The sequence below is a fragment of the Thiomicrorhabdus cannonii genome (assembly GCF_013391695.1).
GTDB classification, from domain to species: domain Bacteria; phylum Pseudomonadota; class Gammaproteobacteria; order Thiomicrospirales; family Thiomicrospiraceae; genus Thiomicrorhabdus; species Thiomicrorhabdus cannonii.
In genome coordinates this window covers 32,318-57,688 of the sequence record NZ_JACBGH010000003.1, presented here as the reverse complement: position 1 = coordinate 57,688, position 25,371 = coordinate 32,318, and the positions used below count along the sequence as shown (strand labels likewise).

The window sequence follows — 25,371 nt, the reverse complement described above, 5'->3', positions numbered from 1 at the left end:
TGCGCTGCAGGCCTGCATGCCCTCGCGCCCAAGGCCCTATTGAATACCTATGTCGAATGCACTTGCCGATTTTTTCAAAAAACATCCCTGGCTCGCCGGCCTCACCGTTCTGCTGGGTCTGGTGCTGTGGCTGTTACCCTACGGCATTAAACTCGGCATCGAAAAAGCCTTGCTGGCGCAAGGCGCACAGCAGGCCAGCATCGACGACATCGACCTCAATCTGTTCCAAGGCCAATTCCGCCTAAAACACCTGCAAATCAGGCAGGATGACCAGCCGACGCTCACCATTCAAAACCTCGACGCCGCCTGGCGCTGGCGTGACCTGTTGCAGCAACACTGGGCGCTGACTGACGTTCATTTGCAAAACGCCACTATCGACATCCGCCAGACCGATGCCGAACACCTGACGATTGGCGGTTTGACACTGCCGCTGGGGGCCAGCGAAGATAAACAGGCCGCCTCTTCGACACTGCCGGCGGTCGGCATCCAAACCCTGAGGCTCGAAAATGTCAGCCTGCAGATTACCCCGCTTGCGCAGCCAGCGAGCCGCTACCATATCCAGAAACTGGAGCTCAACGATCTCTACAGCTGGCAGACCGAACCGGCCGCCTTGATACTCAACAGCGATTTGAACGGTGCGCGTTTCAACGCCCATCTGCAACTCGACCTGTTTGCCAAGGAACCCAAAGTCGTCGGCACCATCCGCACCCAACAACTCAATTTGGCGCAGCTGCCCCTGCCCGAAGCGCTCAAGGCACAGCTACCCGGCCTGTCCGGTTTGCTCAGCACCGACCTGACCTTTACCGCGCAGCAACGCACCCAGGGCGTGCAGTTCAATCAGCAAGGCAACTTCAGTCTGGATCAAGTCGCCTTAACGGTTGCCGACCTTAAAACCCGTTTAGAGCGCATCAGCTGGTCGGGGGATGTGGCTTATACAGAGCAGGAAACCAATCCCCGGCTACACCTCCAGGGCAAATTGCAACTGGCCAATCTCGACCTGCATGACGCCGCCACTCAAACCGCGCTGCAACAATCGCTGGATGCCGAACTGGACCTGACGGCGATTTTAAAAGCAGGCGGCATCGCCCTCAGCCAAAACGGCCGACTCATCCTTAAACGTCTCAATGTTGAGCAGCCCGAAATGCAGCTTGCATTAGATTCCGGCCAGTATCAGGGAGTCATCCGCTTCGAGCAAAACGACGCCGACTCCAATCTCGATATGACAGGCAAATTGACCGCCCAAGCCGTCGCGTTAAAACAGGCCGGGCAAACCATCCAGCAAAATATCGACAGCGACCTGCAATTGCAGGCCACACTGACGCCGCAAAGCATGCAACTCAGCCAAAACGGCAGCTTGCAACTGAAGCAGGTCAAATGGCAGCAGGCCCACCTGCAAGCCGAACTCGGCAAACTTCTCTGGCAAGGCGAGGCGGCTTACCGCCAACTGGGCACCGAAAGCCCACAGCTCCAGGCCAAAGGCCAGGTGCAGTCGGAAAACTTCCGTGCCCTAAGCCGGCAGCAGCCCATTGCCGATCTGGCGGGATTATCGATTCAAAAACTGGAGTTGAACGGCCTCGACAACCTGCATTTAGCGCAAATCCGCCTCAAAGACCTGACATTGCCTGACCAGCCGGAAAAGCCGTTCATCCAGCTCGGCAGCCTGCAAATCGACCAGGCAGCCTTAAAAAACCTCGATTATCTCGATATCGGCCACATTCACGCGCAAAATACGCAAGCGCAGCTGGCAATCGACGCTAATCATCAGGTCGCCGAAATCACCCGCCTGCAGCAGCGTTTGGCCGCCGATACGCAACCAATGGCCTCAAGCCAACCGTCAGAGGAAAAGACAGCGCCCGCCGCAGCGGCCTTCCACTACCGCATCGCCGCCATTCAGGTGGACGGCCAGAATCCGATTCAGCTCACACTCAACCAGTTCGCCGAGCCGATCAGCAAACAACTGCAGGTCGATACCTTGTCCATCGGCACCATCGACAGCCAAAAACCGCAAAGCGACACCGCCGTTAAACTGGCCGCCCGCATTGATGAATTTGCGACTCTCAGCAGCCAAGGCCAACTGCAGCCGCTCAACCCCGAACTGGACGTCAACCTGCAAAGCCGTATTGAAGGACTCAATCTGGTTGACCTGAGCCCCGCCAGCCGTCAATTTGTGGGCTATGACATCGCCAGCGGGCAGCTCTCCGCTAATTTCGATACGCAGATCAAAAACCAGCAGATCAACGCAGAAAACACCTTAAAACTCAATAAACTGGAACTGAAGGCGGCCGATGCCGACAAGAGCGCGGAATTCCAACAAGGGCTGAGTATGTCGCTGGATGCGGCGCTGGGGTTGCTGCGCGACAAGGAGGACAATATCAAACTCAAACTGCCGGTCAAAGGCGACCTCAGCAATCCCGATTTTGACTTGCAGCACGTCATCAATACCGCCCTGTCCGGTGCCATGAAAACCGCCACCAAAACCTATCTGCTGCTGGCGTTGCAGCCCTTCGGAGCGATTGCACTGGCCGGCAATTTCCTGACTGATCAGGCCGGCGCCATCCATCTGCAGGCGGTGGATTTCAATGCGGGAGAAAGCGCCCTTAACCCGCAAATGCAGGACTACCTGCAAAAGCTCGCTAAACTGCTCAACGAAAAGCGCAAAATCCAGATTAAAGTGTGCGCTGCCGCCAACGAATACGACCGTCAGATACGCCTGCACAAGCTGGCTAAAACCCTGACCGAGGCAAAACCGACCGAGAAAGCCGATAAAACGCCTGCTAAAGCGCTGCCTGCGCCGCAGGTCAGTGACGAGGAATTATTAAATTTGGCGACGGAACGCGCCAATCAGATCAAACGCCAGCTATTGCAGCTGGGGGTCAAAACCGAGCAGGTGATTCTGTGTCAGCCGCGACTGGACGCCGACCGCAGCCCGCCAAAGGTCACACTGGGGATTTAAACACCCGGCCTGTTGGGTTTGTGGGATCCAAAATTTGGGCATAAAAAAAGCAGGCAAATGCCTGCTTTTTCAGTAAAGGTGCGCGGCTCTCGAGATTTATCTTATCACCTGGATGTTGCCATCCATTGCCAAAACAGTAGATTCAAAAGCCACTTCAAACTTATAGCGGAGTAACGTTCGCCGCTTGCAAGCCTTTTTCACCTTCAACAATTTCAAAGGAAACCGCTTGGCCTTCAGCCAAAGTGCGACGTCCTGCACCGTTAATAGCACGGAAATGTACGAATACATCCGCACCGTTTTCTTGAGCCAGGAAACCGAATCCTTTCTCATCGTTGAACCACTTAACGGTACCTTTTACTACATCAGACATGATAAACCTCAAAACTAAAAAAATCATTCCGCCTTCACCTTTACAGCAAAACACCCGTAAAAGAGGTGGAACACCATCATAGTAACAGTTGTTCCCATTAAAAGACAGTTAAAACATTGAAATACCAATGAAATTTTTATGACAAATCACTTTTGGCCACCTGCCGAAGCAAAAAACCAATAAAAACAACGGTTTTTCGTCACCGCCAAAGGCTATAAAATAAGCCTCCCTGCCACAACTCTGCGGAGCACGCCTATGTCCAGCACACTTTTGCCAACCTTGCATCGCGAACAGTTCGGCCAAGGCCCGAACCTGACCTTTATCCACGGCTGGGGAGCGCAGAACAGCGTGTGGCGCAACTGGATCGAACACTATTTTGCAGAAGACTACCGCATCACCCTGATTGAACTGCCCGGTTTTGGCGACAGTCCGGAAATCCCCAAACCGGCCGATCTGGAACAGGCCTGGGTGGATGCACTCTATGCCGCCATGCCCGAACCGACCCATCTGGTCGGCTGGTCGCTCGGCGGACTGTTGGCGCAAAAAATCGCCCAGCAACACCCCGCATCCGTCTTGAGCCTGACCTGCCTTGCCTCCACTCCACGTTTTATGCAGACCGAAGGCTGGCATTGGGCGATGAATCCGCAGTTGATGAACGACTTTGTCCAGGCGCTCGCCAAAGACGCTTTGGCAACGCTGCAGCACTTCTGGAAACTGCAGATTCAAGGATCGGACGGCGCACGCCAACTGATCAAACTGTTTATGCAGCAGATGAAGGAACGCAAAATCCCCAAGGCGGTCAGCCTGGCGCAAGGTCTGCAACTCCTCAAACACATGGACAACCGCGCCGCCTTAAGCCAATTGCCGCATGCGGTTTTATGGCTGCTGGGCGAAAACGACCCGCTGATTCCCAAGGAATTTGTGACCGAATTCAGTACAATACAGCCGCAAGCCGAAGTCTGTGTGCTCCAGGGAGCTGCGCACATGCCGTTCTACTCGCACCCTGAGCCGACCGCACAGGCTTTAAGGGATTTTTTACAGCGCCAAATAGCAAAAACCAACCACAAGCCACACTCTAATGTCTGAACAATTCGCCACACCACCGGTCAACCGCCAGCATATCCGCCAGCATTTCAGTCATGCCGCGCCGAGCTATGACGACGCCGCCATTCTGCAGAAAACCGTGGCCGAACGGGTGGACGAACGCCTGGAACTGACGACGCTTTCCCCGCGACTGGTAGTGGATGTCGGCGCCGGCACCGGCCTGTTGACGCAAAAAGTTATACAACGTTATCCACAGGCGCAGCATATCGCCATCGACCTTTCCGAGGCCATGCTCAAACAAGCGCGCCAACGCCTAAAAGCGCCTAAATTCAAGTGGTTACCGCAGAATTTATGGTCAAAGAACGGCGCGCACCTGCTCAATGCCGACGCCTACGCGCTGCCGCTGGCAGACAAAAGTGTGGATTTATTGGTCAGCAATCTGATGCTGCAATGGTGTGACGACTTGGATCGGGTGTTCAGCGAATTCCGCCGCGTGATGCGCCCCGAAGGGCTGCTGATGTTCACCACCTTCGGCCCCGACACCCTCAAAGAACTCAAACAGGCGTGGGCCGTGGCCGATCCGCAGGGACAGCACGTCAACCAGTTTGTCGATATGCACGATATCGGCGACGCGCTGATCCGCAACGGTTTCGGCCAACCGGTCATGGATGTGGAACATTTCACCCTCACCTACGACAAGCCGATCGGCGTGCTGAAAGACCTCAAAGCCATCGGCGCGACCAACTCCAGCCTCAACCGCGATAAAGGCATGATGGGCAAAGGCAAGTTTCAGCGCATGCTGGAAGCCTACGAGATATTCAGACCGGCCGACGGCAAGGTGCCGGCCACCTACGAAGTCGTGCACGGCCACGCCTGGGCGGCGCAAGAAATCATCAAAGGCCCCAACCGCGACCGCAGCGGCCTGGTGGAAATCAGCCTTGACGAATTTGCACGCCAGACACGTGCGAAATAACCTTTGCATGTGATTCACCACACAGACACCGAGTATTAAGCAATCATCGTTAAAACTAGGTGACTCTGTGTCTCTGTGGTTCATAATCCGGCCTGCTCAGTTCATCTCCTGCGGATCGACGTCCACGCTCCAGCGCACTTTGCGCGTCAGCGGGCTTTGGTAGATCAGCGGCTCGACCTGCGCAAACAGGCTTTGCAGCTGGGCGCGTTTGGGTGCCTGCAGTAAAAGTTGATAGCGGTAACGCCCCTGACGGCGCTCCATCGGCGCCGACACCGGCCCCCAGATTTCGACCGGCTTGGCCTCCTCTGCCGGCCACTGCGCCAACGTTTCCTGCAAGCTCTGCTTCAAGGCGTGCAAAAAAGCCATGCCGGCCTGCGGATGCGTCGCCTCGGCGCGCAGCATCAATTGAAAACGGAACGGCGGCAACTTGGCGATTTGGCGCTCCTGCAAGGCCTTGGCGGCAAAGGCGTCGTAGCCGTCGCGAATCAAGGTCAGCAATAGCGGATGGTCGGGATGGTGCGTCTGAATCAGCACTTCGCCGGCCGCCTCGCCGCGGCCGGCACGCCCGGCGACTTGCAGAATCAGCTGCGCCATGCGCTCGGCGGCACGGAAGTCGGCGCCGAACAATCCCTGGTCGATATCCAACAGCCCCACCAAGGTGACTTTGGGGAAGTGATGCCCTTTGGCCAACATCTGCGTGCCGATCAAAATATCCGCCGCACCGCTGCGCGCCTGTTCGGTGAGTTCGGCCATACTGCCTTTGAGGCGCGTGGTATCGCGGTCGATGCGCAACACGGTTTTATCGGGAAACCAGCTTTGAATGGTTTCGGTGAGCCGTTCGGTGCCCTGACCAACCTGCACAAACTCCGTGCTCTGACACGATGGACAGGTTTGCGGTGCGGCGGCCTGATAACCGCAGTGATGGCAGCGCAGATGGCCGTGATGCTGGCCGGAATAGTGCAGCGTCATATTGGCGTCGCAACTCGGACAACTGGCCTGCCAGCCGCATTCATGGCACATCAGCACCGGCGCAAAACCGCGTCGGTTCAAGAACAGCAAAACCTGCCCGCCGGCGTCCAAATGGCGCTGCATCGCCACCTGCAAAGGCCGGGAAACACCTTCCTGAATGCGCTCGCCGCGAATGTCCAGCAATTTAATGGAAGGCAATTTGGCCTTAGCGGCGCGTTGCGTGAGGCGCAGATGTTCAAAGCGGCCGGTCTGCGCGTTATGCAGAGTTTCCAAAGATGGTGTGGCCGACCCCAGCACCACGGGCACCTGTTCGGCAAAGGCGCGGCGCACCAGCAGGTCGCGCGCCGAATAACGGAAGCCTTCCTGCTGCTTGAAAGAGAGGTCGTGCTCTTCGTCGATAATGCACAAGCCCAAATCGGCAAACGGCGCAAACACCGCAGAACGCGTGCCCAAAAGCACCTTGACCTGGCCGGTGCGAATCAGATGCCAGGCACACAAGCGTTCGCTGTCGTTCAGTCCGGAATGCAAGGTGGCGACCGGCTGCTGCAAAGCAGCGGAAAAACGCGCCACCATCTGCGGCGTCAGCCCGATTTCGGGCACCAGCACCAACGCCTGCTGGCCGCGCGCCAGCACCGCTTCGATCATGCCCAGATAGACTTCGGTTTTGCCGCTGCCGGTCACGCCTTGCAACAGAAACGCTTTGAACTGGTCTGGCGGCAAATCGGCCACTGCCTGCACGGCGCTCTGCTGCTCGGCGTTCAAAATGTGGCTGGGTTTGACGCCAAAATCGCTCTTTGGCAGACATAGCCCGCGGTGCGACGTCACCCAGCCTTCGGCCATAAACTTTTTCATCGCAGCGCGCCAGCTGGTTAATCTGGCGTTGAGTTGCGCCGCGCTCCAGCCGGCCTGTTCAGTTTGCAGAAACGCCAGCAAAGCGTGTTGCTGTTTGGCGTTTTTGGGCAGATCAGCCGACTGCAATGACTGCCCGGCTTGGCTTAACCGCCATACTTCTTCGCCTTCGATTTCAAGCGGATCGCCGGCGCGCAGTTTTTTCGGCAACGCGGCCTGCACCACCTCGCCAATCGGTTCGTGATAATAGCTGGCCGCCCACGCCAAAAACGCTAAATGGTCGGCATCAAAAATCGGTTCGGCATCCAACACCGCCATGATGCTTTTAAGCTTGGCGACATCGTAATCGGGGGTAGCCTGCACCGCCATGACCAGCCCAATCAGCTCCTTGTTGCGAAACGGCACGCGCACGCGCACGCCGACCTGCGGCGCGGGCGATTCGGCCAGGTCGAAACGGTAATCCAACGGAGTCAGAAACGGCCCGGGAACGGCCACTTTAACGATCATACGGCATTCAAACTTCTGGTTTAAGGCACTAAAAAAGCGTCATCTTAACACGCCTTTTCTCTCGGCAAATGCACAAATAATCCACAATTCAAACCGGCAAAAATGGTAAGGTTAAACCGAACTTGATCAGCACAAGGAGAACGCCATGTTTGCACACTTTTTCAAGTTTCCGCTGCTGGCGGCGTTGATTGCCGGCACAGCGCTCTTAAACGGCTGTACCGTGGCACCAACACGTGGCGCCGTGCAGGTACACAGCGACAATGTCAGTCTGAAACTGGCCTTTAACGACTATGACCGCAATTATATCCACCGTTATTACGGCTACCCGCATAAACACCGCAAGCCCCTGCCGCCGGGCTATTACAACCGTTTTCATCGCCACAAACCGCTGCCGCGCAACTACTATCCGCGCCCGCTGCCTTGGGAGTTGGAACGCCGTTTATCGCCGCTGCCTTCGGGCTATATGCGTATGATTATCGGCAACGACGTCGTGTTGATGAACAGCCATAACCGCGTGGTATACGACATCCTCTGGTCGATTCGCTGATTTGACCTCGCAAAAACCCAACAGGCCGGGTATCAAGCTACCCGGCCTGTTCACTTTTCCAAACGTGAAAACGGCGCGATGCGATTCGCTTTTGTGCGGATAAAACCTGCAAAAAACGCCATAACACCGTAAAATAGCCTGCAAATTCAGCTATTAATCGAAAAAAGTTATGTCGACCTCCGTTCTACTCAATCGCTTTATTACCGCGCAAAACCGCCTGCAGCTGCAGCTCGGCCACCTGGTCGCCTGGGGAGCGCTCAGTTTGGTATTGTTAACCGCACTCATCGTCATCCTTCGCTACGGCTTCAATATCGGGTCGGTCGCCTTGCAGCAGGCGGCGCTCTACAACCACGCCATTCTGTTTATGCTCGGCATCGCCTACACCTACCTGCAAGACAAACACGTGCGCGTCGACATCTTTTACGGCCAGGCCTCCAAAACCCGCCAGGCGTGGATCGACCTGATCGGCACGCTGCTATTGGTGCTGCCGAGCATGGCCTTTATTGTGTGGAGCGGCTGGGATTATGTGGCCGCCAGCTGGGCGATTCAGGAGCGCTCGGCGGAGTCCGGCGGCTTGGGTTATCTCTATCTGATTAAAACATTGATTCTGGTCATGGCCGCCTTGGTGACGCTGCAAGCCTTGGCGATTGCCGCGCGTGCCTGGCTGCAAATTTCTGACCCGCAGGCCTTGCCGGCCGAAGCGCCGACTGAGGTGGAGGGCAAACTCTAATGGAATGGTTGTCGCTGTTACTCTTCGCGGTGATTTTTATTGCTCTGCTGGTCGGTTTTCCGGTGGCCTTTACCTTGGCCGGCGTTTCCTTGCTGTTTGCCTTGATCGCCAACGTCTTCGGCGCTTTCGACATGGACTTTCTGCAAAGCCTGCCTAACCGCATTTTCAGCATTATGAGCAACGAAACCCTGCTGGCCGTGCCGCTGTTTGTGTATATGGGCATTATGCTTGAGCAGTCCAAAATTGCCGAACAGCTGCTCAACACCATGGATGAGCTGATGCGCGGCGTTAAAGGCGGTCTGGGCATTGCGGTGATTCTGGTGGGCATGCTCTTGGCCGCGAGTACCGGCATCGTCGGTGCCACCGTGGTCACCATGGGGTTGCTGGCGTTGCCGACCATGCTCAAACAGGGCTACTGCCCCAAGCTGGCCAGCGGCACCATTTGCGCGGCCGGCACGCTCGGGCAGATCATCCCGCCGTCAATCATCCTGATTCTATTGGGTGACGTGCTCTCCTCCTCTTACCAGCAGGCGCAACTCAACCAAGGCATTTTCTCGCCGGAAACCCTCTCGGTGGGCGACCTCTTCGTGGGCGCCCTGTTCCCCGGCATGCTCCTGGTGGTGTTGTATATCGCCTATATTTTCATGCGTGCCTGGCTGAATCCGGCGAGCGTGCCTAACCACAGCGGCAATCCGGTCGCCCCCGGCCTGGGCGGACGGGTGGTGAACAGCCTGTTGCCGCCGATGCTGCTGATCATTTTGGTACTGGGGTCGATTCTGGGCGGCTTTGCCACTCCCACCGAAGCGGCTTCCCTGGGTGCGTTGGGTGCGACCCTGCTGGCGCTTTCCAAAAGACAGCTCAATCTCACCACGCTGAATACGGTGATGCGCAACACCCTGCAAGTCACCAGCATGATCTTTATGATCTTCATCGGCGCGGCGTTTTTCTCGCTGGTATTCCGCGGTCTGGGCGGCGACGAGCTGATGCACGAACTGCTGGCCGATCTGCCGGGCGGCGTCTTTACCGCCATGCTGATTGTCATGGTGATTATGTTTATTCTGGGCTTCTTCCTCGACTTTATCGAAATCACCTACGTGGTGGTGCCGGTGGTGGCGCCGATTCTGCTGATGATGGGCGTGGATCCGATCTGGCTCGGCATTATGATCGCCATCAATCTGCAAACCGCGTTTTTGACCCCGCCTTTCGGCTTTGCGCTGTTCTATCTGAAAGGGGTGGCACCGGCCGGGCTGAAAACGGCGGATTTGTATCGGGGAACCGTCCCGTTTATTGCGATTCAGCTCGGCGTTTTAGTCATGATTGCCATCTGGCCGGAAATCGTGACGTGGCTGCCCAAAGTGGTTTATTAAGCCAGTCGTTTATTAAGCCCATCCTGTGCCATCCTGTGCGCTAAACGACCAAATAGCGCACAATCAGCGGAATTTAATGGCGTAATTCTGCCTACGCCTGTTGGATTTGTCGGTATTCTTGGTTAGAATCAAAAAAACTTCTTACATGGCCTCTTAAATGAACGCAGTCAAACTCCATTCACAGCTTGAGCTTTCTCTAGAGAAACTCCGTGAAGAGCGTGAGAACAAACTGGATATTATCTGCTCGTTTCATGAGGCTATCATCGTCTTCAAACCGGACCTGAGTCCGCAGATTATCAACACCCAGGCCAAGACCCTTTTCAAGGATTGCTTGCAGGATGGCGCTACACCCAGCATTGACCAGCTCTGTCTGTACAAAAACAAAAAATCGACCATCCGCTTCGATTTGCGGGGCTGGCTCGAGTCGCTGTTGACGCTCAAACCGCTGCACGGCAAGAACCTCGAACCGCTTGAAGTCTCCGTCTGGCTCAAACAGCCGCAGACGTTGCAAACCAATCTGCTGATGCTCTCGGCCAAACCGCTTTTTACCGCACAGGGTGACATCAAAAACATCCTGTTGGTCATCTACGACCGCTCCATCTACGCCCAGGCCGACGAACAAAAACGCCTGATGGAAGCGGCTTTTAACAGTTTTGACGGCCAGTTCATCACCAACGAGAAAGGCTATATCACCCACCCCAACGACGCCTTTTGCGCCCTCACAGCCCTCACCGCGGAAACCCTCAGAAGCATGACGCTGACCCGCTGGCTGGAACAGCAGGTGACCCTCAAGACCACCACCAACGAACTGCTCAAAACGCTGCTCAGCACGCGCCACTGGAGCGGCGAGGTGGAATTGCATCCGGAACCCAATACCACCTTCTATGCGGTATTGAGCATCTCGCTGTTGGCCGACGAGCAGTTCAATATCGAACACTATGTGGTCACGATACAGAACATCACCGATATTCACGAGGCGCAGATGGCCATTGCGCAGATGGCCTACTACGACGAATTGACCGGCCTGGCGAACCGCCGTCTGGCGATGGAACATCTCGAACTGGCGCTGAAGCACCACAAACGCCACGCCACCTATGCGTCACTGTTTTTTATCAATCTGGATCGCTTCAAAAACATCAACGACGCCTTCGGTCGTAAAATCGGCGATGTTCTGCTGGTGCAGGTGGCGCAATCCCTCAAACAGTTTCTGCGCGATGAAGATACCGTGGCGCGCATTGCCGGCGATGAGTTCCTGATTTTCACGCAGGACAAGGCCACCTCCAAGGCACAGGCCACCCAAAACGCCTACCACTTGGCCAAGAAAATCGCCTCGCACCTCAACCGCAACTATCACATTCACGAAATCACGCTGAACAGTACGGTGTGCATCGGCATTACGGTGTTTCCTTTCAACCCGAATGACACCGCCGAAGACCTTTTCACCTACGCCGAACTAGCGATTGCGGCCGCGAAAAAACGCACCAACCAGAAAATCTATTTTTATGAGCCGTCGCTCTCGCAGATTGTGGTGGAACGACGTACGCTGGAGCACGCGCTGACCACCGCCGACCTGGACAAACAGTTCGAACTGCACTATCAGGTGCAAATCGACAGTGACGACCGCACACACGGCGCCGAAGCGCTGATTCGCTGGCAACATCCGCAAATGGGCAGCATCTCGCCGGGCAAATTTATTCCCATCGCCGAAGAGGGCCGGCAGATCCTGCGCCTGGGACACTGGATTATGGCCAAGGCGTTTCTGCAAGCCAAACAGTGGACCGAAAAAAATCCCGATTTCACCCTATCGATCAATATCAGCCCGATTCAGTTCCACGAAGCGGACTTTGTTGAACAGACCGTTAAAACCATGCAGCAGACGCTGGTCAATCCCAAAAATATTACGCTGGAGCTCACCGAGGGCGTGCTGATTTCCGATACCCAGAATGCGTTAAAGAAAATCGAACGCTTGTCTGAACTGGGCTTCAAAATCTCCATCGACGATTTCGGCACGGGCTACTCCTCGCTGAGTTATTTGCAGAAGCTGCCGATTCATGAGCTCAAAATCGACCAGAGTTTCATTTTCCGGGTGCCGGAGAGTAAAGACGATATTGCCATCGTCGAGTCGATTATCAGCGTTGCCCGCACCAAAAATCTGACCATCGTCGCAGAAGGGGTCGAAAACCAGCAGCAGGTCGAATTTCTGCGGAAACAGCCCGACAACATCCTCATTCAGGGCTATCTGTACGGCCACCCTTGCACGGCTGACGAATTTGAAACCCTCTACCTCAATAAGCGCTGAGGTAACTTATCGCCGCATAAAATCTTTATTTAATTCGATAAGCAATTTTACCGGTCACGCATCGCAAAAGTTAGTGTATTATGCGGTAATGATCGCGTTTAAACGATACCGCCTAAAGCATGAAAGCGCCCCAGCACAACCGTGAAATCATCTCTTTGATTGCCGAGCTTAATCAGGCGCATCACTACCAGAAGCAACAGATTGCCGACTCGTTTGAAGACGGCCTCATCCTCTTTTCCAGCGCCCTGCATCCGCGACTGATCAACACCCAAGCCCAAGCCCTGCTGCATACCGCGGATACCGACCATTTTTTCGAGCAACTCAAGCTTTACAGTCAAAAACGCCAAACCAAACGCTTTGACTTGCAGGCCTGGCTGCAACGCTGTCTGCACCATCCACAAGATTGCACCTGCGACGAAGTCCTGTGGATTACCGCACCCGATCAGAACGTGAAAAGCAGCGTACCGGTCAAGCTGCGCGCCTATCCGATCAGAAACCGCCAGCAGCAGCTCGATAACCTGCTGGTTCACATTAAAGACCTCAGCATCCAAATCCAGGCCGAAGCGCAAATGCGCCTGATGGATGCCAGCTACGCCGGCCAGTTCATCACCAACGCCCAAGGGTACATCACCCAGCCCAACTACGCCTTTTGCGCCTATACCGGGCTGAATCCGGACGCCCTTAAAGGCATGACCTATATAGACTGGCTGAAAAAGCAGGTCACGCTCAAGGTGCCGTTTGGCAGCGTCATGGAATCGCTGCTGCATGAGGGTTGCTGGAGCGGCGAGGTGCAGATCAGCGCCTCCAGCGACGCCCAGTTCCATGCCGTGCTGAGCGTATCGATGCTGACCGATAAAAACCGCAATATCGAACACTTTATCGGCGTGCTGCAGGACATTACCGACATCCATGAAGCACGCAGCGAAATCGAACGGCTCGCTTATTACGACAAACTTACCGGCCTGGCCAACCGCGCGCTGCTGCATAACCAGCTGGAAGCGACGCTTGAAAATCTGCCGGCATCCCAGAGCCACACCGCGCTGATCATGCTGGATCTGGACGGCTTCAAAATCCTTAACGACACACTCGGCCACGCGATTGGCGACCAGCTGCTGATTCTGGTGGCGCAAAAGATCAAAGCCCTCGTTCCTGCCGATGCATTGGTGGCGCGGCTGGATGGCGACGAGTTTGCCATCCTGCTCAAAGAGATCAGCCAGGATGCCGAAGAAGCCCAGCAAAGCGCCTTATCGACGGCTTATAAACTGCAAGATGCGCTGGATGACCGCTACACCCTCAGAAACCGCACCCTACACTGCTCCGTCAGTGTCGGCGTTTATCTGTTTGAACCGGATTTAAGCCAAGGCCAATCCGATCAACTCATCGGCTACGCCAACCTGGCGATGCACGAAGCCAAAAACCTCGGCGGCAATCAGGTCTTTCAATTTGAAAGCCGCCTGTGCGAAACCGCCAAGCAACGTCTGGAAATGCTGCAAGCCCTGAACCACTCCGAGCTGGATCAGGAGTTCCAGCTCTACTTCCAACCGCAGATGAACGCCCGGGGAGAGGCCGTTGCCGCCGAAGTGTTGCTGCGCTGGTTCCATCCGAGTCTCGGGTTTGTGCCGCCCAACGAATTCATTCCGATTGCCGAAGAAGGCCGCCAGATCATTAAAATCGGCCTTTGGGTCATGCACAAAGCCTTTATCCAGGCCAGGGCGTGGAATGAAACCTACGGCCAGCAGCAGCCGATACGCATCTCCATCAATATCAGCCCCATCCAGTTTCACGAACAGAGTTTTGTCGAACTGGTCATCGGTCTGGTCAAATTCACGCAGGTCGATCCGCACGTCATTACGCTCGAACTGACCGAAGGCGTGCTGATCCGCAACACCTTGCTGGCGCTGCAAAAGATTCAACACCTTGTCAGTCTCGGCTTCCAAATCTCCATCGACGATTTCGGCACCGGCTACTCCTCGCTGAGTTACTTGCAAAAACTGCCGCTGCACGAACTCAAGATCGACCAAAGTTTTATCCGCCACATCCCCGACAACACCGATGATGTCGCCATTGTCGAATCGATACTCAAGCTGGCGCAAACCAAACACCTCGCGGTCGTCGCCGAGGGCGTGGAAACCCAGGCGCAGGCCGACTTTCTGCGTCAACAGTGCGACGACCTGCTGATCCAGGGCTACCTGTACAGCAAACCCATACCCGCCATTGAATTTGAAGAGAAATTCCTGCAACGCGCGCAATAAAACTCAACAGGCCGGGTCACAGGAGACAAACGCCCAGTGCAACTTTCAACCGAACAACTCGTTATGGTGCTAAACGCGCTGCCCGACCCGGTTTTCCTGCTAACCGAAGACGCCTTTTACGCCGGGCTTTTCGGCCATTCCGATCCGGGCTACTACCACGACGGTCACGGTTTGGTCGGGAGCTCTCTTTATGAGGTATTGCCCAAAGACGTTGCCGATTGGATTATGGAGAAAGTCCATCTCTCGCTGCATCAGGAAAGATTGATCAAAGTCGAATATCCCCTTTCCGCACAACAGGTTAAAGGCCTCGAAGACAAAACCGGCCCGGATGGCATGATCTGGTTTGAAGGGCATATTCAGCCTTTTCCAAACTTAATTGAGGGCAAAAAGGCCGTGATTTGGGTTGCGCGCAACATTACGCAACGCAAACTGCTGCAGGACGAACTGCTTCACGCCACGCAGACCGATCCGCTAACCGGCCTCTATAATCGTCGCAAGCTCATGGAAACGCTTCAAGAACACTTTGCAGAATTCCAACGCTACGGCCATACCCTATCGCTGATAATGTTCGACATCGATCACTTCAAACAACTCAACGATACCTTCGGCCACTTGCAGGGCGATGCCGTACTTCAATCACTGAGCCAACTCTGCAACCCGCTGTTACGCGCCAACGATCTGCTGGCGCGTTTTGGCGGTGAAGAATTTGTGATTTTGCTGCCCTCCACCCATCGGCAAGACGCTTTTATTACCGCCGAACGCATTCGCACAAGTATCGAACAGCAGCTTGCGCAAGTCGTTGGCATGTCAAATCCCATCACCATCAGCGTGGGGATCAGCGAACTTACCTCTGCCGATACCAGTATGAAAGCGCTGATAGACCGAGCCGACCGTGCGCTCTACCAAGCCAAAAATAGCGGCCGCAATCGTACCGTATCGCTTTAAGCGTTTCTGACTTGCCACCGGCAATTAAAATTTTTTTGCAATAAATTTAATAATTTAATATAATCCGCCGCGTAAATTCGGCTTGATCAAAAAATCCCCTAGCCGATCCGCAAACAGAACTCCTGAGCCATTTGCCCATCTCTTGTGAATTTGGAATCGATTTTCCTACCCTTCACACGAAGTTATCTGCCGCAAAAGTGCTCACTTTATGAACTTTTGCCCCAGAATAACTGAACGACTCCGTACAGGGATCTTTTCCCTTCTACGAAAAAAGCCGTTTCCGGCTTTCGATGACCTGAACTTGACGTTTTTAAACAGGCCATATTTATTCCAGGGCAAACCACTAGACCAAGTGTCTTAAGGAAAAATAATGTCCTCAGAAATCAAATTCGATCAACTTAACCTGCGTCCGGAAGTGCTGCAAGCCATCTCCGAAATCGGTTACGAAACCCCATCCCCGATTCAGGCACAAGCCATCCCAACCCTGCTAAACGGCGGCGACATTCTGGGTATGGCACAAACCGGTACCGGTAAAACCGCCGCGTTCGCCCTGCCGGTGTTGAGCATGATCGATCTTAAAGCCAAAAACCCGCAAGTGCTGGTGCTGGCCCCAACCCGTGAATTGGCCATCCAGGTTTCCGAAGCCTTCCAGAGCTTTGCCCACCACATGAAAGGCTTCCATGTGCTGCCGATCTACGGCGGTTCGGATTACGGCACGCAGATTCGCGCGTTGAAACGCGGCGTGCACGTCGTCGTGGGTACGCCTGGACGCGTCATGGACCACATCGAAAAAGGCACGCTGCAACTGCACGAACTGAAAACATTGGTATTGGACGAAGCCGACGAAATGCTGCGCATGGGCTTTATCGACGATGTGGAATGGGTATTGAAACACACCCCTGACACGCGTCAGATCGCGCTGTTTTCGGCCACCATGCCAAAAGAAATTCACCGCATTGCCAGCACCTACCTGCAGGATCCGACCGAAGTCATTATCAAGCAGAAGACCACCACCGCCACCACCATCGATCAGAAATACTGGTTGGTCAGCGGCCTGCACAAACTGGACGCCTTGACGCGCATTCTGGAACACGAAGACAAAGACGGCGTGATTATTTTCGTGCGCACCAAAACCGCCACGGTGGAATTGGCCGAGAAATTGGAAGCACGTGGTTATGCCGCTGCCGCTCTGAACGGCGACATCGCCCAGAACCAGCGTGAGCGCATTGTCGACCAGTTGAAAACCGGCAAGCTGGATATTCTGGTGGCGACCGACGTCGTGGCCCGTGGTTTGGACGTACCGCGCATCAGCCACGTTATCAACTACGACATCCCGCACGACAACGAATCCTACGTGCACCGTATCGGTCGTACCGGTCGTGCCGGCCGTTCGGGAACCGCGATTCTGTTTGTGGCACCGCGTGAACGCCATTTGCTGCGTTCGATTGAACGCTCCACCAACAAACAGATTCCGATGATGGAACTGCCTTCGCCAAAAGACATCAACGCCAACCGCGTGATGCGTTTCAAAGAGCGCATTATCACTGCCGCACAGCAGGACGACATCCAATTCTATGAAGAGTTGCTGGCCGAGATTGAACGCGATCACAATATTCCGGTGCTGGAAATGGCCGCCGGTCTGGCGCGCCTGCTGCAAGGCGATGTGCCGTTCTTCCTGGACGAGCGCGCCCATAAGGAAGCCGCACCGCGCGAGCGCAACCGCGAGCGTTTCAATGACGACGAGCGTCCGCGCCGTGGCGATCGCGAACAGCGTGAACCACGTCCACGCCGCGAACGCGTGATTGGCGCGCCTGACGAAGGCATGGCGCGTTTCCGTCTGGAAGTGGGTCGTAACCACGGCGTGCGTCCGGGCAATATCGTCGGCTGCATCGCCAACGAAGCGGGCATCGAAAGCGAATTCATCCGCCAACTGCAGATTGAAGACAGCTACAGCATGGTCGACCTACCGGCCGACATGCCTAAAGACGCCGTCAATGACCTCAAAAAAGCCTGGGTCTGCGGCCAGCAGCTCAATATCAGCAAGGTCAAAACCATTGGCGAAAGCGCCCCAAAACGCTTCAACAGTGCCAAAAAGCCAGCGGGCAAAGACAAAGGTAAACCACGCCGTTTGACTGCCAAATAAACCGCACAAAAACACGCGTTAAAAACTGAACAGGCCGGGTAGGAAACTTTCCTACCCGGCCTGTTTGTTTTTATTGCCTCGAATTTTTAAAGCAGTAGCAGCGCTTCTTTCTGGGCTTTGCTGAGTTGTTTGATGGCGTATTCGCGCTGCAAGGCGGCTTGGCGGTTGTCTGCCGCTTCTTGATAAACCAGCTCACAGGGGCGGCGCGCTTGGGTATAACGCGCCCCGCCCTTCAGTTCACCGTTATGCTGGCGCAGCCGTTTTTGCAGCTGGTTGGTAATGCCGCAATACAGCGTCTGGTCGGCGCAGCGTAACAGATAAACGCACCAGCCCTCACACCCGGCCTGTTGAGTTTTTTCGGCAGCCATTTTCGGCCTTAAACTTCGTCGCCCTGACGTTGCCAATGACCGGACTTGCCGCCTTTTTTCTCCAGCAGTTTGACCTGATCGATGACCATGCCGCGATCCACCGCTTTGCACATATCATAGAGCGTCAGTGCGGCAATGGAGGCGGCGGTCAGCGCTTCGATTTCAATGCCGGTCTGGCCGACGGTTTTGCAGGTTGCGGAAATATCCACGCAGCTGCGCTCCATATCGGGGGTCAGTTCGACCTTGACCGAGGTGATCATCAGCGGATGGCACATCGGAATCAGGTCGGGCGTACGCTTGGCCGCCATAATGCCGGCAATGCGCGCGGTGGCCATGACGTCGCCCTTTTTGTGTTTGCCTTCGACAATCATGGCCAAGGTTTCCGGCTGCATGTAGATGGTGGCGCAGGCGGTCGCTTCACGCTGGGTATGCGCCTTGTCGCCGACATCGACCATGCGTGCCTGGCCTTTTTCATCTAAATGAGTCAATTCGTTTGCCATATCGGTTCCTAAATCAAACAAAAGTGCTGAATGGGTAAAAGGCGATTTTATCGCCCGGCTTGATGACGGTGTCTTCCGGAATCACGGCAAAACCTTCCGCCCAGGAGGCCGACATCAATACACCGGAACCCTGATGCGGGAAGATTTCCACCACCGTTTCCTGACGTTTATTAACGAGTCGCGCGCGCAGGAATTCACGGCGGAAGTTGGCGGTTGGCCAACTGAAATCGGCTTTCAGCCAGATGGGACGGCTGCTCAATTCGCTTGCGCCCTGCATCTTCATCAGATAAGGACGGGCAAACAGCTTATAGGTGGCGAATGCGGAAACCGGATTGCCGGGCAGACCGATAAACGGCACCTTGCCCTTTTCCACGCCGATCTTGCCATAGGCGATCGGCTTGCCGGGCTTCATTTTGACCTTCCACATATGCATTTCGCCCAAAGCTTCCAACGCAGGTTTGATATGGTCTTCCTCGCCGACCGACACCCCACCGGTGGTCATGACCACATCGGCAATAGCCGCCGCTTTTTTCATCGCTGCGATGGTGGCCTCCAACGTATCGGCAACACGCCCGAGGTCAATCAGTTCAAAGCCAAGCTGAGGAATCAGGCCGCTGAGCGTATAGCGGTTGGCATTGTAGATTTTGCCTTCTTGCGGATTTTCGCCCGGCTCCAGCAGTTCGTTTCCGGTGGTAAAGGTCGCAATTTTTAACGGTTGGTAAACCTTGATTTCACCGATGCCAATGGAACTGATCAATCCCAATTCCTGCGGACGCAAACGCGTTCCGGCCTTGAGAATCACCTCTCCGGCCTGAATGTCTTCGCCTTTTTTGCGGATATTGTCGCCCGGCTTGGCATTGACGTTGATCTGAATCCCGCCGTCAACCATTTCGGTGTCTTCCTGCATGACCACCTGGTTGGCGCCCGGTGGAATCGGTGCGCCGGTGAAGATGCGCGCCACCGTGCCGGGCTGCAGTTCCGCTCCCATTTCACCGGCGGCAATGCGCTGACTGACCGCAAAGGTGTTGGCGTGCTCCAGATCGTAGCTGTGCAGCGCATAACCGTCCATCTGACTGTTATCATGCGGCGGCACATTCACCTGCGACACAATGTCCTCGGCCAGAATGCGCAACAGTCCGTCGGCGACATTAATAATTTCGGTTTGGGTGGTTACCTGCACGTCGGACAGCAGGGCGTAGAGGGCTTCGTCGAATGTTTTCATAGGGCTTACTCAAAAAAACCCCACGCATGCGTGGGGAAGACAGATTCGTGTAGATAAAGTTGTGGTTATGCGCTTAGGAGGCCCAGCGCTGCTCGGCTTCCTTGTCGCTGATACGTGCGTCAACCCAGCGTTCGTTGCCGTCCGGAAGGGTTTCCTTCTTCCAGAAAGGGGCATTGGTTTTCAGATAATCCATAATAAAATGCGCCGCATAAAAGGCGTTTTCGCGGTGGCGGCTGCTCACGGCCACCAACACAATCTGATCGCACGGATACATCTTGCCGATGCGGTGGATAATCACGCTCGACTCCAGCGCCCAACGCTCGTGCGCTTCCAGGCGGATTTTTTCCAGCGCCTTTTCGGTCATGCCCGGATAGTGCTCCAACTCCAGCACCGATACCTCGTCGCCTTCGTTGATGTCGCGCACGGTGCCCACAAACGAAACCACCGCGCCAATATCCTTGTGGCCCTGACGCAATTTGGCCACTTCCGTGGTCAGGTCAAAATCTTCGCTCTGGATTTTAATATGCGGGTAACTTGTCATTTGGGTTTAACCGCCCGTGACCGGTGGGAAAAAGGCGATTTCGTCGCCGGCTTTAATCATGGTATCGCGGCTGGCAACATCATGGTTGACGGCAATCTGCAGATTCTGGTTATCCAGCAACGCCTGGCGCCAACTGTCGCCGCGTGCCGCCAACTCGTTGATCAGGCAATTCACTGTCTGGTAAGTAGCCGGCAACTCTTCATTGGCGGTACCCAACATTTCTCTAAAGCTGGCGAAATACAAAATATTCAACATACTTGCTTCCTCAATCTTGCTAATCAGCGGGCTGGCCGTTAGCCGCCCAACTGCACCATTTGTCTAAATTCGATGTTATGCACGTTCTCATTAAAGAAGTGACGTTCCGGTTTTTTGGCGATGGCCTGAACAATCATCTGCTGCAGTTCAGCATCGGAAATTCCTTGACGCAAAGGGGTGCGCAAATCCACCGCATCCTCCTGTCCCAGACACAACGCCAGTACACCCCGTGCGGTCAGACGCACGCGGTTGCAGCTTTCGCAGAAGTGCTGCGAAACGGCTGAAATCACGCCTATGCGGGTTTGCGTACCGGCAATGGTGTAATTGCGTGACGGGCCGTCGTGCGTACGTCCGGTTGACGGAATCAAATCGGAACCGACATGTTTTTTGATCCGCGCCAGAATTTTGTCGGCGGCGTAATGTTGATCCATCATGCTGATACCGGCCGGGCCGATCGGCATGGTTTCGATAAAACGCACTTCCACACCTTTTTCCAGTCCGTAATCGACCATCGCTTCGATTTCGTCGTCATTGGTGCCGCGCATCACCACCATATTAAACTTGACCGGATTCAGACCCACCTCAAGCGCTTTGTCCACTCCGACCAGTACCTTCACCAGATCGCCGCCGCGGGTAATCTTATTGAAACGCTCGGCTTTTAACGAGTCGATGGAGATATTGACGCGGTTCAGGCCGGCCTCTTTCAATGCCTGCGCCTCACGCGCCAGATGATGTGCATTGGTCGACAGGGCGATGTCTTCAAGCCCCTCAAATGCGTTTATTTGTTTGACAAAGCCGGCTAAATTCTTGCGCACCAGCGGCTCGCCGCCGGTCAGACGGATCTTGGACACGCCCAGATTCACAAACGCCTGAATGATGCGTGCCAGCTCATCATACGACAGATATTCCGTATGCATGCCTTCGGGATGCACCCCTTGTTCCGGCATACAGTAACCGCAGCGATAATTGCACTTGTCGGTAACCGATACGCGGACATATTCGATTTTTCGGTTAAACGGATCTATCAGTTCTTTTTTCATCTTTAAAACTCTTTTCGGAGCAACGCTATAGTCACTCGGGAATAACGCATTCTACTCGAAAAGCACATTAGAATTCAATAATACTTTTATAGTATCCCATTGATTTTTTTGATGTTATAGAAATAAAAAAGCCCGCAAATTGCGGGCTTTTTGTCTTGAGATCAAGTTTGTAATCCGGAGATTACATACCAGAGTGACCTACACCTGGCGGATCTTCATGCATACGTTGTGGAACGTTATACTGAGGAGTTCCGTCTGGCAGACGACGAGCTTGTTTGTAATGGTGGATATCACCTTTACCATCACCAACCTGCGCGTCTGGGCAGTTAGTCATGCAACGCTCGTTATGGATAACTGGACGGTGGTCACAGAAGAAGTTACCCTGATTCTTCATGAACTTGTTGGCTTTCATCAACATTTCAGAGTTGAAGAAATCGTCGTCCTGAATCTCAGTGCCGTTCTCATCCAACTTAACATAGTTAGATTGCAGGATGTAACCAGTCATACCCATGTAACCTTTGTCACCGATGAACGGTGCGTTAGGTGTCCAGAAAGGCATTGTACGACGGATGTAGTCGAACAGAGTGGTTGCATATGGCCAGTAGTTACCGACGGCTTTCATCGGAGCCGGATCATCAAATGCAGACGTAACTAGGTTCTCGTCAACCGCCAATGGCAGGTAACCTTTGGCACCTTCACCGAATTCACCGTGACACATACCGCAGAACTGAACGTAAATTTTTGCACCTTCTTCAACCGTCATACCGACTGATGGATCTGGCAGACCTTTACCGTCACCGTCAACAACGATGTTCCACTTAGCCAATGCAGATTCTGCGATAGGCGTACCGAAACCGTTAGCAACGAACTTGCTGTCGTTGTAGTAGTTGGCTTTAGCGCTGTCGTGAACTTCTACGAAAGCGGCAGGAATCTTACACTGTGCGTTACCGTGGTTACCGCCGTCAATGCTGTCTTCCACTTCGAAAGAGTAAGGGTTAGCTGGATCCAACTTGCCTTCCAGACCGTCACGGCCGTAAGTTGCATCTTTACCCAAAATCGCTTCGATAACTTTGGCATCTAGGTATTTACCATCAGCAGCGCGGATGATCTCTTCGTAGTTAGCGGCATATTTACCGTTAATTTTTTCACCAGATGCACCGTCAGAGCTTCCGCTCATCGCGCTTGCAGAACCGGCAAATAGCGTTGCAACCGCTGCTGCAACCAATGTTTTATTAGTACTGAACATTTTCAATCATGCCTCCGTTTTTGCCGTCATCCCATGCATGCACGCGCCATGTAACCATCGCGGTACGGTGATATACGTTGTTTGTACCTTCCAAAGTACGCATTTGCGGCATTGGCGGCTGAACGTAACCAGTTTCATCTGTAACACGGCTCATCAGGAACGCTTCTGAACCATCCCAATTCCATTCGATCTCGAAACGCGTCCAAGCCTTGTCCAGAACAGGAGAAGTGAAGTGTGCTTCTTTCCAGTTCTTACCGCCGTCGAAAGAAACGTCAACGTGGGCAACTTTACCGCGTCCAGACCAAGCTAGACCACGTACATAGTACTTGCCAGGACCTTGCATTTTGAAGTCTGGTGATGGGTAAGTGATTACAGAGTTAGGCTCCATGTACCAAGAGAAACGCTGTGCAGTACCGTCTGGCATCAACTCAGTGTACTTAGAGGTTTCTTCACGGTGCTGTGCAGGCACATCGTGAACCTGGATACGACGCAGGTATTTAACCCACATGTTCGCTTCGCAACCTGGAACAACCAAACGGATTGGGTAACCTTGCTCACGACGCAACGCTTCACCGTTCTGTGCGTAAGCAACGAAGCAGTCGTCCATTGCCAAGTCGATTGGGATAGAACGTGTCAAACCAGCTGCATCCGCACCTTCTGGGATAATCCATTTACCTTCTGGCTTGATACCCGCTTCTTTCAACAGGTCAGACAGACGTACACCGGTGTATTCCACACAAGACATCATACCGTGGGTCCACTGAACAGAGTTCAACTGAACACCTTTCCATTCCATCGCGCCGTTAGCAGGACACTCAACGAAGTGGATACGAGAGATAGATGGGAAGCGCTTCAGGTCGTCCATAGTGAAAATCAATGGACGTTCAACCAAACCGTGGATTACCAAACGGTGCTCATCAGGGTTGATTGTTGGTACACCACCGTGGAAACGCTCGAAGTGCAGACCGTTTGGTGTAATGATACCGTGCAAGCTTTGCAGCGGAGTCATGGTGATAGAAGCCATCGAATCTGGAGTCAACCACTCAAGGGTACGACGTTGAACTTCTTTTTCAAATGGAGAAGGCATGCCGTATGGGTATTTACGAACACCGAAACCTAGAGATTTACGCGCCGCACCATCTTGCAACACTTCAGTGATTTCTGGCTTACCAGCGTATGGCGCTACGGCTTTCTTAGGGTCATAACCAGCACCTTCGGCAGCAGAAGCGGCCTTAGTGAAAAGGACACCTCCAGCTACAGCCGCGCTACCTTTTAGGAAGGCGCGACGGCTTTGGTTACGGCTTTCTTCTGTCTGAACCGCAACCTTTTCTACGATTTGATCTGTCATTTAATGCTCCTTGATTGATCTTGTTGCCAAGCAACAACACCCCAGATTCAAGAGTTTATATTTATTATTAGCTAACATGGTGCACACAATACGGACACCAATACGTTAATGCTGACGGGTAATGATATGTTTTAAAACTAAATACTTCAAGCAAATGGCCAACAAAAATTAGAATTCACTTATATAATTTTTTTATGAGCCTTTAAGCAATCGGCAAGCAATCGGCGACCGGTAGAAAACTCTACAACGCTTTCAAATCGCGCCATTCAGTCAACACCAAGATTGCTTGATGGCTTTCAACGCGGTGCGCGACAACAAATCGGTCCGGCTTTCGGGTTTTCGATATCTTCGGCGACCTGACTTAAAAAACGCTGCAACTCATCAACCGTCAATACGGACAGAATCTTGTTCATAATCTCCGGTTCAATCGCCACGGTGGTGAACTCGCCCGACTGAAGCTGAACTTGCACGCCGCATGCATCGGCCAATGCACCTTCGGTACCGTTACCTTCAATCTGTGCAGCCTGCTCGCCAAAGAACAGTTCACCATAGAACTCTTCAATCTGCTCGCTGCACGCCTCGTCAAACTCGCCGTGAAGCTGAACGCAGTACGAAGTCTCTTCCGGATGAAGCTGCTCCGTGACCAGGCTGACCTCCGTCACCATGGGTTTACAAAACGCGCTAAAGCGTTGCGCCAACGCCTCATCAAAAAACACGTATTCAAGCTGTTCCGCCACCTTATGCATCCTTTCCTTTTTAAAGAGACCTTTACACGAAATGGCTGTACGCATAAAAATGGCTAAAATTGCCCTGCTTTTCGTTGAAAACCTTGTCAATAGCCGGCTATTAACTGCGTTTTTCATCTCAATCAGGTCAATTTTTTCTCATTTTTTTCGCGCACCC

Annotated in this window: 21 protein-coding genes; 10 read left to right on the top strand and 11 right to left on the bottom strand. The window is 54.0% G+C overall.

The window, feature by feature from the left end; translation table 11 throughout:
- The first annotated feature begins 49 nt into the window (after positions 1-49).
- Positions 50-2,953 (top strand): DUF748 domain-containing protein, encoded by a 2,904-nt coding sequence (locus tag HZ297_RS04790; RefSeq protein ID WP_178861865.1) that lies wholly within the window; start codon positions 50-52, stop codon positions 2,951-2,953.
- A 160-nt stretch (positions 2,954-3,113) separates the two neighbouring features.
- Here the strand turns inward: HZ297_RS04790 and HZ297_RS04785 are convergent, their stop codons facing one another.
- The gene (locus HZ297_RS04785) at positions 3,114-3,323 is read right to left on the bottom strand and encodes a cold-shock protein (RefSeq protein ID WP_178862041.1); all 210 of its coding nucleotides are present in this window, start codon (positions 3,321-3,323) and stop codon (positions 3,114-3,116) included.
- A gap of 255 nt (positions 3,324-3,578) precedes the next feature.
- Between HZ297_RS04785 and HZ297_RS04780 the strand changes: the two genes are divergently transcribed.
- Both HZ297_RS04780 and bioC read left to right on the top strand, forming a co-directional pair.
- Positions 3,579-4,409 (top strand): alpha/beta fold hydrolase, encoded by an 831-nt coding sequence (locus HZ297_RS04780; RefSeq protein ID WP_178861864.1) that lies wholly within the window; start codon positions 3,579-3,581, stop codon positions 4,407-4,409.
- On the top strand, positions 4,402-5,340 hold the full coding sequence (gene bioC, locus HZ297_RS04775; protein ID WP_178861863.1) for a malonyl-ACP O-methyltransferase BioC: 939 nt from the start codon (positions 4,402-4,404) through the stop codon (positions 5,338-5,340). The genes HZ297_RS04780 and bioC overlap by 8 nt, the downstream gene beginning before the upstream one ends.
- 96 nt (positions 5,341-5,436) lie before the next feature.
- Here the strand turns inward: bioC and HZ297_RS04770 are convergent, their stop codons facing one another.
- Positions 5,437-7,665 carry a primosomal protein N' gene (locus HZ297_RS04770; protein ID WP_178861862.1) on the bottom strand — a complete coding sequence of 743 codons (2,229 nt, stop codon included), beginning with the start codon at positions 7,663-7,665 and terminating at the stop codon, positions 5,437-5,439.
- A gap of 145 nt (positions 7,666-7,810) precedes the next feature.
- On the opposite strand from HZ297_RS04770, the gene HZ297_RS04765 reads away from it, so the two are divergent.
- From HZ297_RS04765 to HZ297_RS04735, 7 genes are all read left to right on the top strand, one after another.
- Positions 7,811-8,212, top strand: a complete 402-nt coding sequence (locus HZ297_RS04765; protein WP_178861861.1) for a hypothetical protein — start codon at positions 7,811-7,813, stop codon at positions 8,210-8,212.
- Positions 8,213-8,381: 169 nt separating this feature from the next.
- On the top strand, positions 8,382-8,942 hold the full coding sequence (locus tag HZ297_RS04760) for a TRAP transporter small permease subunit (RefSeq protein WP_178861860.1): 561 nt from the start codon (positions 8,382-8,384) through the stop codon (positions 8,940-8,942).
- Entirely contained in the window at positions 8,942-10,309 is a 1,368-nt protein-coding gene (locus HZ297_RS04755) for a TRAP transporter large permease (RefSeq protein ID WP_178861859.1), read from the top strand. The genes HZ297_RS04760 and HZ297_RS04755 overlap by 1 nt, the downstream gene beginning before the upstream one ends.
- A 157-nt stretch (positions 10,310-10,466) precedes the next feature.
- Positions 10,467-12,608, top strand: coding sequence for a putative bifunctional diguanylate cyclase/phosphodiesterase (locus HZ297_RS04750; protein ID WP_178861858.1), 2,142 nt, complete (start codon positions 10,467-10,469; stop codon positions 12,606-12,608).
- A gap of 119 nt (positions 12,609-12,727) precedes the next feature.
- Positions 12,728-14,860 (top strand): EAL domain-containing protein, encoded by a 2,133-nt coding sequence (locus HZ297_RS04745; protein WP_178861857.1) that lies wholly within the window; start codon positions 12,728-12,730, stop codon positions 14,858-14,860.
- 36 nt (positions 14,861-14,896) lie between these two features.
- Complete coding sequence (locus HZ297_RS12035) at positions 14,897-15,805, top strand: diguanylate cyclase (RefSeq protein WP_178861856.1); 909 nt, start codon at positions 14,897-14,899, stop codon at positions 15,803-15,805.
- A gap of 370 nt (positions 15,806-16,175) precedes the next feature.
- Entirely contained in the window at positions 16,176-17,948 is a 1,773-nt protein-coding gene (locus HZ297_RS04735) for a DEAD/DEAH box helicase (protein WP_178861855.1), read from the top strand.
- A gap of 86 nt (positions 17,949-18,034) precedes the next feature.
- On the opposite strand, the gene HZ297_RS04730 is transcribed toward HZ297_RS04735, so the two are convergent.
- The 9 genes from HZ297_RS04730 to HZ297_RS04690 all read right to left on the bottom strand — a co-directional run bounded on the left by HZ297_RS04730 (position 18,035) and on the right by HZ297_RS04690 (position 25,205).
- On the bottom strand, positions 18,035-18,316 hold the full coding sequence (locus HZ297_RS04730; protein WP_178861854.1) for a GIY-YIG nuclease family protein: 282 nt from the start codon (positions 18,314-18,316) through the stop codon (positions 18,035-18,037).
- 8 nt (positions 18,317-18,324) lie between these two features.
- A complete protein-coding gene (gene moaC, locus HZ297_RS04725; RefSeq protein ID WP_178861853.1) occupies positions 18,325-18,816 on the bottom strand; it encodes a cyclic pyranopterin monophosphate synthase MoaC in 492 nt (163 codons plus the stop codon).
- 13 nt (positions 18,817-18,829) lie between these two features.
- Entirely contained in the window at positions 18,830-20,038 is a 1,209-nt protein-coding gene (locus HZ297_RS04720) for a molybdopterin molybdotransferase MoeA (RefSeq protein WP_178861852.1), read from the bottom strand.
- Between the two features lie 73 nt (positions 20,039-20,111).
- Positions 20,112-20,579: a molybdopterin synthase catalytic subunit MoaE gene (moaE, locus tag HZ297_RS04715; protein ID WP_178861851.1), complete on the bottom strand. Its 468-nt coding sequence runs from the start codon at positions 20,577-20,579 to the stop codon at positions 20,112-20,114.
- A 6-nt stretch (positions 20,580-20,585) separates the two neighbouring features.
- Positions 20,586-20,834 carry a molybdopterin converting factor subunit 1 gene (gene moaD / locus HZ297_RS04710; protein WP_178861850.1) on the bottom strand — a complete coding sequence of 83 codons (249 nt, stop codon included), beginning with the start codon at positions 20,832-20,834 and terminating at the stop codon, positions 20,586-20,588.
- A 38-nt stretch (positions 20,835-20,872) separates the two neighbouring features.
- Positions 20,873-21,874 carry a GTP 3',8-cyclase MoaA gene (gene moaA / locus HZ297_RS04705; protein ID WP_178861849.1) on the bottom strand — a complete coding sequence of 334 codons (1,002 nt, stop codon included), beginning with the start codon at positions 21,872-21,874 and terminating at the stop codon, positions 20,873-20,875.
- Between the two features lie 181 nt (positions 21,875-22,055).
- Positions 22,056-23,120: a c-type cytochrome gene (locus HZ297_RS04700; protein WP_178862040.1), complete on the bottom strand. Its 1,065-nt coding sequence runs from the start codon at positions 23,118-23,120 to the stop codon at positions 22,056-22,058.
- Entirely contained in the window at positions 23,107-24,468 is a 1,362-nt protein-coding gene (soxC, locus tag HZ297_RS04695; RefSeq protein WP_178861848.1) for a sulfite dehydrogenase, read from the bottom strand. The genes HZ297_RS04700 and soxC overlap by 14 nt, the downstream gene beginning before the upstream one ends.
- A gap of 296 nt (positions 24,469-24,764) precedes the next feature.
- Positions 24,765-25,205 (bottom strand): hypothetical protein, encoded by a 441-nt coding sequence (locus tag HZ297_RS04690; protein ID WP_178861847.1) that lies wholly within the window; start codon positions 25,203-25,205, stop codon positions 24,765-24,767.
- Positions 25,206-25,371: the final 166 nt, after the last annotated feature.